The organism is Bacillus sp. CPT56D-587-MTF (assembly GCF_058792335.1).
Genome location: NZ_JBYTEF010000001.1, coordinates 109,763 through 120,000, shown reverse-complemented (window position 1 = coordinate 120,000; position 10,238 = coordinate 109,763). Strand labels below are relative to the sequence as shown.

8 protein-coding genes (1 of these 8 cut by a window edge) are annotated in these 10,238 nt (G+C 37.0%); 2 read left to right on the top strand and 6 right to left on the bottom strand.

The annotated features are described in order from the left end of the window. The 6 genes from perR to AC3WVZ_RS00580 all read right to left on the bottom strand — a co-directional run. Positions 1 to 97: the start of a peroxide-responsive transcriptional repressor PerR gene (gene perR, locus AC3WVZ_RS00605; protein WP_000237829.1), read on the bottom strand. The gene continues 332 nt to the left of window position 1, outside the view; the window shows 97 of its 429 coding nt (coding positions 1-97); it begins with the start codon at positions 95 to 97; its stop codon lies off the left edge, out of view. A gap of 300 nt (positions 98 to 397) precedes the next feature. Then, positions 398 to 859 carry a thioredoxin-dependent thiol peroxidase gene (bcp, locus tag AC3WVZ_RS00600; RefSeq protein WP_137049740.1) on the bottom strand — a complete coding sequence of 154 codons (462 nt, stop codon included), beginning with the start codon at positions 857 to 859 and terminating at the stop codon, positions 398 to 400. 44 nt (positions 860 to 903) lie between these two features. Further along, the gene (locus AC3WVZ_RS00595) at positions 904 to 1,308 is read right to left on the bottom strand and encodes a potassium channel family protein (protein WP_000964343.1); all 405 of its coding nucleotides are present in this window, start codon (positions 1,306 to 1,308) and stop codon (positions 904 to 906) included. 72 nt (positions 1,309 to 1,380) lie between these two features. Beyond that, positions 1,381 to 2,166, bottom strand: a complete 786-nt coding sequence (locus AC3WVZ_RS00590; RefSeq protein WP_000965773.1) for an ABC transporter permease — start codon at positions 2,164 to 2,166, stop codon at positions 1,381 to 1,383. 4 nt (positions 2,167 to 2,170) lie between these two features. After that, positions 2,171 to 2,962, bottom strand: coding sequence for an ABC transporter permease (locus AC3WVZ_RS00585; RefSeq protein WP_000521519.1), 792 nt, complete (start codon positions 2,960 to 2,962; stop codon positions 2,171 to 2,173). Continuing rightward, positions 2,955 to 3,968 (bottom strand): ABC transporter ATP-binding protein, encoded by a 1,014-nt coding sequence (locus AC3WVZ_RS00580; RefSeq protein WP_000843655.1) that lies wholly within the window; start codon positions 3,966 to 3,968, stop codon positions 2,955 to 2,957. Before AC3WVZ_RS00580 ends, AC3WVZ_RS00585 begins: the two co-directional genes overlap by 8 nt. Before the next feature lie 127 nt (positions 3,969 to 4,095). On the opposite strand from AC3WVZ_RS00580, the gene hemL reads away from it, so the two are divergent. After that, positions 4,096 to 5,394, top strand: coding sequence for a glutamate-1-semialdehyde-2,1-aminomutase (gene hemL / locus AC3WVZ_RS00575; protein ID WP_233935864.1), 1,299 nt, complete (start codon positions 4,096 to 4,098; stop codon positions 5,392 to 5,394). A 198-nt stretch (positions 5,395 to 5,592) separates the two neighbouring features. Beyond that, positions 5,593 to 10,029: a glutamate synthase-related protein gene (locus AC3WVZ_RS00570; protein ID WP_229175090.1), complete on the top strand. Its 4,437-nt coding sequence runs from the start codon at positions 5,593 to 5,595 to the stop codon at positions 10,027 to 10,029. The last annotated feature ends 209 nt before the right edge of the window (positions 10,030 to 10,238 follow it).

The following is a 10,238-nucleotide window of genomic DNA, read 5'->3' as shown; positions in this document are numbered from 1 at the left end:
CCACAAGGTACTCTAAAATAGCATGACGCTGTGGAGTAATGCGTACACCCGTATTTTTCAGCATTTCTAGCGCTTCTTTTAATTCTTCTTTGACCACCGTCATGCACCCCGATTCTATACGGATTATTATTTTATAATTCTTATAAAGAGTGTACTCCTTTTCTTATAAATCGTCAATATTTCTACTATAAGTATGTAGTTTATTTTTATATTCAGGACTTGTTTTTATGTATCTTTCCCTTTTTTCTTCATATATTCCATAGAAAAAAGTGCGACATAATCGCACTTGGAATACTATCATCTGAGGAGGTATGCCCTACACTTCCACTTTATGTAAGGCAGTAAAATATGTATAGACACTTGCCTTGTTTCTGCATATTTTATCTCCAATGTAGATTTATTTTATATAAGAAAGAACATCCTCAATATGTCCTTTCACTTTCACTTTCACTTTACGCCACTCTTTTACAAGTTCACCGTCTTTATTAATAAGGAATGTAGAACGCTCGATTCCCATATACTCTTTCCCAAAGTTCTTTTTTAACTTCCAAACATCGTATAACTCTGCTACTTTATGATCTTCATCTACTAAAAGTGTAAATGGCAATTCATGTTTCTCAATGAATTTCAAATGTCTATTCGCTGAATCAGGACTTACTCCAAGAATAACCGTATCCTTCTCTTGAAATACTCCATACGCATCACGAAAATCACATGCTTCAGTTGTACATCCTGGCGTCATATCTTTCGGATAAAAATAGAGAACTACATTTTTACCGCGGAAATCAGCTAGGCGAACTTCTTCTCCGTTACTTCCCTCTAATGTGAATTCTGGTGCCATTTCTCCTACTGTAATCATAGTTATCACTCCTACTCTTTTCCTTTACTATAACAAATGCTTCCTTATTTTTCATTGTCTATTACAGACCTCATCACAAAAGCAAAAGGGAGTGTATATCCAATTAGCGCTTCTGCGATTGCAATCCATCGCCCAATTCCAATCGGAGATATGTCACCATATCCAACAGACAATAGAGTAACTGCGCTAAAATATAAACAAACTTCGACGAGTTGAAAAGAATGAGCGTTCAAACTTTCTCCGTCCTCTTTCAAAACTGCGAAACCCATTTCCTCTAATACAACGTAACTTAATCCAAATGCGATTAGTACTGTTGTATAGATTAAAAATAATGTGGCCAAATTATAGAGCGAAAAAAAACGCGTTGAATCCGAATAGGAACTCCATAATAATTGGACACTTTTCAAAATAGCGATTGCTGCAATTAATAGAATAAATCCCCATAACATGTCCTCCACCTCATTTTATATGTATGAGGTGGAGAACTGATTTATCCCTTAGAAACGAACAAGCTTCTATAATTAATTACCCGCGCCACGATACCTTTTTACCCCTTGATTCCAGAGGGTGATTGCAATCGTAAAACAGATAACACCAACAATTGGCGTCGCAAATGCATAACTATTCCATTCTGTTTTTCTTAAAAAGTATGCCGCTGGATATACTCCAACAAACGCAAACGGTAAAACAAACGTTAAAATGAAACGAATTACACGATTATAAATATTAACAGGATAGCGCCCGTAATTACCTATGTTATACATAAGAGGCATAATTGAACTTTTCGCATCCGACCAAAAACCAAGGCTCGCCAGCGTAACAAATATCCCTCCATATACAAGTGCTCCTCCTCCTACCATCAATATAAATAAGAAGAAATCATACCAGTAAAAAGATAATTGTAACTCCACAGCTGCATATCCCATTACAACAATCCCTGTAATAGCTCCAATTAAAGATTCAAGTTCCATTCTTTCTAATATAATTTGAAATAGGCTATGGATCGGCCGCGTTAATACACGATCCATCTCCCCTTTAATAATGTATCGATCATTAAAATCCCATATATTAAAGAAAGCTGAAAAGATGGCAAATGGTACTAAAAAGAAACCATAAATAAAGATTACTTCTTCTCGACTCCATCCCTTCAATGCTTGTGTATGCCCAAATACAACGAGAATAAATATTAAATTAACTGCTTGAAGCGATAAATCAGAAAGTAAACCAACGATAAAATCGCCTCGATACTCCAATTTTGTTTTTATATATTGACTTGCATATTGTAAAAATAAGTTTATATATAGCATCTCATCATCCCCCTTGTACAATTAGACGTTTTCTCGCCGTTCTCCACATGAGTACAATTGGAATAATAAGTACAATCGCCCAAATCACTTGAAATACTAAAGCCTCATACAACTTACTCCCCTGTATACCTTCAGAAAAAATCATACTTGGAATATAACTAATAGCCTGAAACGGTAAAAACATCATTGCTTTTTGGGCCCATAGCGGATAAAAACTAATTGGTAATAATAGACCTGAAAATAAATCAATAACAACGCGTTTCGCATACATAATCCCACTATTATTAAATAGGAAAAACGTAAGCATTCCCGTCATTAAATTAATTTGTGTATTAATAATAAAACTAAATATTAAAGATAAGAAGAAATATAACCAAGTTTGAAAATTTGTTGTAATTTGCAACGAAAATAATAACGTAACGATAACCATGCCTGGAATGGAAAAGAAGGCAAAACGGAATATTCCCTCGCCAAGACCTTGCATAACTTTCATTCCCAAATAGTTATACGGACGAATTAATTCTACAGCCACACGTCCTTCTTGAATCTCCATCGCAATTTCCCTATCTATATTATTAAAATAGAAGGCACGTGCCATCCACGCTATTGCGATATACGTGGTCATTTGCGAAATAGATAAACTTTCAATATTCTCTTTTCCGCTATAAATTGCTTGCCATAAAAAATAGTAAGCACCGATATTAATCGTATAAATTAAAATCCCGCTATAGTAATTTGTACGATACGCAAGCATCATTAAAAAGCGAATTCGAATCATTTCAATATACTTACCCATGCGTAATACCTTCTTCATAAATGTTACGAATAATTTCCTCTGTAGACACTTCGTTAATTTTTAAATCTTTAATTTGAAAGGCTTGTACTACTTTAGAAATAAGCATTGAAATAATAACTTCTTCATTCGGAATTTTTGCAACCCATGCATTTTCCTCTTTTGCTTTCGACCAAACGACATGATTATCTGGCATAACCATTGATAAAGCCTGATAGGAAACTGGTGCAACAAACTGAAAGTGAATTTCCTTCTCCGCTCCCCACTGCGTACGAAGATTATTTAAAGAACCGTCATACATAATATTTCCTTCATCCAGCATGATAACGCGCTCACATAAAGCTTCAATATCAGTAATATCGTGTGTTGTTAATAAAATTGTTGTTTTATAACGTTCATTCATTTCTTTTAAAAATTCACGTATTTTCAATTTCACAAGTACATCTAACCCAATTGTTGGCTCATCTAAAAATAATAACGGTGGATTATGAATTAAGGCTGCCGCTAATTCACAACGCATCCTTTGACCAAGAGATAATTTTCGAACTGGTTTATCTAATAAGGGCCCTATATCTAACGTTTCAATTACGTGCTCCATATGCTCCTTATACTGAGCGTCTGATACACCATACACTTTCTTTAATAAACGAAACGATTCTTGTACTGCAATATCCCACCAAAGTTGCGAACGCTGTCCAAAAACAACACCAATTGTTCTTACAAATTCTTCTCTTTGTTTATGTGGGTTCATTCCATTTACTGTGATTTGCCCTGATGTCGGAGTTAAAATCCCCGTAAGCATTTTAATTGTTGTTGATTTACCAGCACCGTTCTCACCGATATAACCAACCATTTCACCTTGCTTTACAGTAAAAGATACATCATTTACTGCTGGTACTATTTTATAATTACGATTTAATAAATCGCGAAATGCACCCTTTAAGCCCGGACGACTTGAATAGGCTGTAAACTCTTTACGTAACCCTTGTACCTCAATTACCGATTTCATAATCGGACCCCCCTCCTAAATGTCACAACGAATAGTTTACCCAACTGCCTTCGCTATCACAAACAATACGTCTTTTCGAAAAACATGTTAGAATAATACATAGATTTTTGTAAGGAGATGAATTGTAGTGAATTTCACAAAGTCAGAAGCATTACATAAAGAAGCTTTAGAGCATATCGTTGGCGGTGTTAACAGTCCTTCTCGTTCTTTTAAAGCAGTTGGCGGCGGCGCTCCTGTTGCTATGGAACGTGGGAAAGGCGCTTATTTCTGGGATGTAGACGGAAATAAATATATCGATTATTTAGCAGCATACGGTCCTATTATTACTGGACATGCTCATCCGCATATAACAAAAGCAATTACAACAGCTGCTGAAAATGGGGTACTTTATGGAACACCAACAGCGCTAGAGGTAAAATTCGCAAAAATGTTAAAAGAAGCAATGCCTGCATTAGATAAAGTCCGTTTCGTAAACTCTGGTACAGAAGCAGTGATGACAACGATTCGTGTTGCTCGTGCTTATACAGGTCGCACAAAAATCATGAAATTTGCTGGTTGTTACCACGGTCATTCTGATTTAGTACTTGTGGCAGCTGGATCTGGCCCTTCTACTTTAGGAACTCCTGACTCAGCTGGCGTACCACAAAGTATCGCACAAGAAGTTATTACCGTTCCATTTAACAATGTAGAAACTTTAAAAGAAGCTTTAGATAAATGGGGTCATGAAGTAGCAGCTATCCTTGTAGAACCGATCGTTGGAAACTTCGGTATTGTAGAGCCTAAACCTGGATTCCTTGAAAAAGTGAATGAACTTGTTCACGAAGCTGGCGCACTAGTAATTTATGATGAAGTTATTACTGCTTTTCGCTTTATGTACGGCGGTGCTCAAGACTTACTTGGTGTTACACCTGACTTAACAGCGCTTGGTAAAGTTATTGGCGGTGGCTTACCAATCGGTGCTTACGGTGGTAAGAAAGAAATTATGGAACAAGTTGCTCCGCTTGGACCTGTATACCAAGCTGGTACAATGGCAGGAAACCCTGCTTCTATGGCATCAGGTATCGCTTGTCTAGAAGTACTTCAACAAGAAGGGCTTTATGAGAAGTTAGATGAACTTGGTGCAATGCTTGAAAAAGGAATTTTAGAGCAAGCAGCGAAACATAATATCGACATTACATTAAATCGTCTAACAGGGGCTTTAACTGTATACTTCACAACTAATACAATTGAAGATTACGATGCCGCACAAGATACAGACGGTGAAATGTTCGGTAAATTCTTCAAGCTTATGCTTCAAGAAGGAGTTAACTTAGCACCTTCTAAATACGAGGCATGGTTCTTAACTACAGAACATACAAAAGAAGATATTGAATATACAATCGAAGCTGTCGGCAGAGCATTTGCTGCCCTAGCAGACAATAAATAATCCCGTCATTAAAAGGAAAAAAGAAAGCTCACCTTTCTTTTTTCCTTTTTTCTATTTCATAAATTACGTATTAATAGTATAATTATTCATAATTATCTGTTTTATATTCTTTTACAGCATTACTATCTCTGTGTACAAGGTGATTTGCGCCTTAAATAGTAAGATTATTCTAACTTTTACAAGAGGGGGGATTGACGGATGCTCAATAAAAAAAATACATGGACACCGTCTTTATTTCGAGATTATAGAAATGCAGAACATGATGCGTGTGGAATCGTTTCCGTTATGGAGAAACGAAAAATTGCTACAAAAGAAAACATTGACCTTTGCATACAATCACTCGTCAAAATGAATCATAGAGCTGGTTTCATTAATGGCGAGGGCGATGGCATCGGCATTCACATTGATATACCAAAAACACTTTGGAATGAAAAACTAAAAAGTAGCGGATATAATCCAACGATTGTGGATCATCCCCACTTTATCGTTGGACATTTTTTTCTAAATAAAAAAGAAAACATTACTGCCTTAAAAGATTATATTCGTACGCAATTAAACAACAAAAACTTTACTATTATTTTCGAAAGTGACGATGCAACAAACTCAGATGCGCTCGGTCCACTTGGTAAACAAGAAGAACCTTTATTTTGGCAAGTTGCCCTTATCGCAGAAAACGAAATTATAAATATTGAGCAAACATTATTTTCTGTCACAATAAAAATAGAGGAAAACGAAGCAATTCATGTTGCTTCATTAAGTCATGATCATGTTGTATATAAAGTTCTAGGTGCTGGTGATACGCTTGTTGCCTACTATAATGATTTACAACATCCGCTTATCGCTTCAACTATGACATTAGGACATAACCGCTACTCTACTAATACATTATCTAATTTTTTTCGTGTACAACCATTTAGCATTCTCGGACATAATGGTGAAATTAACACAATTGCGAAATTACGCGATCAAGCTGAAATGATTGATGTACCACTTACTGCAGGAGGCAGTGACTCTCAAGATTTAAACCGCACCTTAGAAACCCTACTTGTTCAATACGGCTACAGCTTATTTGAAGCAATGGAAATTCTATTCCCACCAATTATTAATGAAATTAAACTTTATGAAACACCTTTACAAGATTTATATACGTATATACGTGAAGCATGGGGACATTTTGCACAAGGACCAGCTGGCATCATTTCCCGTTTTAAAGATGAAGCTGTTTTCAGCGTTGATTCCCTTGGATTACGCCCAGTATGGAAAGTAGAGACAGAGAGCTCTTATATTTTCTCTTCTGAACCTGGAGTTGTATCACCAACTAAATATGTAGCAGAACCAAAACCACTCGCTCCTGGAGAAAAAGTCGGATTAAAATGGAATGAACAAGATGAACTTGTTCTTTATGAATATGACAAATATCAAATCCAAGTATATAACCGTTTTAAAAAGCGAATTGATACTACCAATTACCATTTAAATTTATCTATCCCTGAAACGAAAAAAATCCAAGGGCTATGTGATTCTGTTCAAGTTGAAACGAAACAATACGTCGCTTTGGGATGGGACCGAGAACATATTCAACTTCTTGAACAGATGGCAACAAAAGGCGTTGAGCCAATACGCTCACTTGGGCATGACTCACCACTTGCCGCACTCGATACTGATAGACGAAATATCGCTGACTTTATTAAAGAAAGTGTAGCTGTTGTTACAAACCCTGCAATTGACCGTGACCGTGAAATTGAACACTTCTCTACACGTACTGTACTTGGAGAGCGTCCAAGTTTATTAAGCGGCGCAAAACGGCCATTTGTAGTTGAAATGCTTTCACCAATTATTTTAGAAGGCAGCGTGGCACAACCTATTGCAGAGGAATTACACACAATTACGTACGAACAACTCATAGAGCTATTTAAGACTCATAACTCTATCGCCACAATCTCTGCTACATTCAGCTCGTCAGAAACTCTGCAATGCGCATTAAGCCGCATTAGTTCTGAAGCGATAGCTGCTGTTAACAATGGCGCTTCCCTACTAGTATTAGATGACGCCAAAGCCCATCTAAATGAACGATTGTGGATTGATCCACATTTAGTTACTGCTAAAGTACATCAAGCATTAAGTGAAAATAAATTACGCCGCAATTGTTCTCTCGTTATACGTTCTGGTGCTCTTCGCTCCTTACATGACATTGTCACGCTATATGGATTAGGAGCAGATGGTATTAATCCATATTTATTATTCGCGACTGTAAATGATGGAACAAAAACACCAATTACGAATCTATATAATGCACTTAATAAAGGATTAGAAAAAGTCATTTCAACAATTGGAATTCATGAGTTACGTGGTTACGGACGTCTCTATTCATCTATTGGATTACATGAAGAAATCGCAAATATATTACAGATTACAAATTTCTTCGGTTCAAATGATTTAGCCTTTTCACTTGAATCACTTGTTGAAGATGCAAAAATACGAGCAGAGGATTATAACAATCCTAAAATTAGAATGCGAAAATCATTTCATATATTCCCGCGAATTTGGAAAGCAATCGGCGATGTTGCAAAAGGAAATTCTTATGATGATTACCGTGACAAGTTAAGTGAACTAGAAGAGAATAATCCAATCGCAATCAGACACCTTGTTCAAACGAAACAAACAAAACATGTCGTTCCAACTGAAGAAGTATCTATCGGCATCAAAAATCATAATTTACCATTTATTATTAGTTCTATGTCATTTGGTTCTCAAAACGAAATTGCCTTTCGCGCATATGCAGAAGCAGCCGATCAGCTAAATATGATTAGCTTGAACGGTGAAGGCGGCGAAATTAAAGATATGATTGGAAAATATCCACATACACGTGGACAACAAGTAGCATCTGGGCGATTTGGAGTAAATGCCGAACTACTAAACTCATCAAACTTAATTGAAATCAAAATCGGTCAAGGCGCAAAGCCTGGGGAAGGTGGGCATTTACCTGGTTCAAAAGTGACAGCCAAAATCGCTGAAGCACGTAATGCGACAATCGGCTCAGATTTAATTTCGCCTTCTAATAACCATGATATTTATTCAATTGAAGATTTAGCTCAAATGATTACAGAAATTAAAACAGCTAATCAACTTGCCAAAGTAGCCGTGAAAGTCCCTGTTGTTCCTAATATCGGAACAATTGCTGTCGGTATCGCCAAAGCTGGCGCTGATTTTATTAACATTAGCGGATTCGATGGCGGAACAGGCGCTGCACGTATTCACGCATTGCAGCATGTAGGTCTCCCTGTAGAAATTGGTGTTAAAGCCGCTCACAACGCTTTATTAGAAGCAAGCATGAGACATAAAGTAGAGATTTGGGCAGATGGTGGTATTCGAAGTGTAAATGATGCCTTGAAAATCATGCTCCTCGGAGCAAACCGTATTGGATTTGGCACACTATCAATGATTGCAATCGGCTGTACTACTTGCCGTGGGTGCCATCTAGATACTTGCCATGTTGGAATTGCGACACAAATCGAGTCTGAAGCACAAGCAAAAGAACATGGGTTACGTCGCTTCGTCCCACGCGAATTAGAAAGCGCAGTTGCTGGCCTGCTAAATTTATTCACCTCTTTCGGTGTAGAACTAAAACGATTAACAGGACAGCTTGGTTATACAAATTTACAAGCAATTGTTGGGCGTTCTGATTTATTAGAGCAAGTTCGAGGCGAAAATTTATTAAACTTACGTAATTTACTACAAATAATAGAACATCCATCTGTTACAACAACAGAAGGCGTACCGGAAAAACAATTTAAGACAGTTCATTCCGCTGACTCAAAAGAATTGGTAGGCGTTGGTGTAGAGCAACGCGTTATGGGTGGTCTAGAATCATGTTATCGCGTTCGCAGTAAACTATATGAAGCTACTCAACTTGAACCACTTACATTAAAGTATACGAATGGTTCTATTCCCGGAAATGGGTTAGGTGCTTACAATAGTGAAAATTTATTTATACACGTAAATGGCGGCGCACAAGATGGCATTGGTAAAACTTCCTTTGGTGGTGGGATTTATATAACGAAATCAAAAGGAAAAGACGGAGTATATTATAACGGTTCTGTCGGAAAAGGATTTGGATATGGTGCACAAAAAGGGGCACTATACGTACAAGGGAACGCTGATGCTCGCGCTGGCATTCGCCTTTCTGGGGCAGACATGATAATTGGAGGTAGAATAACAAAACCACTCCGTGAAAAAGAGCAAGGAAATATAGGTGCATACTCCAATATTAAAGGTTTTGCTTTTGAATATATGACAAACGGGCGAGCGCTTGTTTTAGGTGACCCTGGTCCATGGATTTGCGCTGGCATGACTGGCGGTGTTGTTTATTTGCGTCGTGATTCAAACTTAGGCTTAACAGAACAGGCCTTAAAAAGAAGAATCGCAAAAGGCGCAAATGTTACATTACAACCAATTAGTAAAAATGGTTTGAAAGATGTAACTGAATTATTGCTAGACTATATTCGTGTACTAAACGAGCACGAGCAATATGAGGAAGTTGCTTTGTTAACACCATTATTAGATGATATACAGAACAAGTTTTTTGAGATTATCCCGAAAAAAGAACAGGCAGATCCATCTATCTCAACAGAGTAAAATGAGTAATTTTCATTATTAAGAAAAAATTGACGAAGTACGCTTCTCATAGTAATCTATAGTAACAATTTGAGACCTGCTGAAATTCAGCAGGTTTTTTTACTAAAAACTGATGTTTAAAAGGAATTAGGAAAAATTATAAAGTGAAACTTTAATTAGCCTACACCAATCGGACGTTTACCGGCATCCAGCTTCTGAATTTTGAGGCA

Coding starts and splice junctions, on each gene's coding strand:
- AC3WVZ_RS00570 (WP_229175090.1), top strand. CDS start 5,593: ATGCTCAATAAAAAAAATACATGGACACCGTCTTTATTTCGAGATTAT.
- AC3WVZ_RS00580 (WP_000843655.1), bottom strand. CDS start 3,968: ATGAAATCGGTAATTGAGGTACAAGGGTTACGTAAAGAGTTTACAGCC.
- AC3WVZ_RS00585 (WP_000521519.1), bottom strand. CDS start 2,962: ATGGGTAAGTATATTGAAATGATTCGAATTCGCTTTTTAATGATGCTT.
- bcp (WP_137049740.1), bottom strand. CDS start 859: ATGATTACAGTAGGAGAAATGGCACCAGAATTCACATTAGAGGGAAGT.
- AC3WVZ_RS00595 (WP_000964343.1), bottom strand. CDS start 1,308: ATGTTATGGGGATTTATTCTATTAATTGCAGCAATCGCTATTTTGAAA.
- AC3WVZ_RS00590 (WP_000965773.1), bottom strand. CDS start 2,166: ATGCTATATATAAACTTATTTTTACAATATGCAAGTCAATATATAAAA.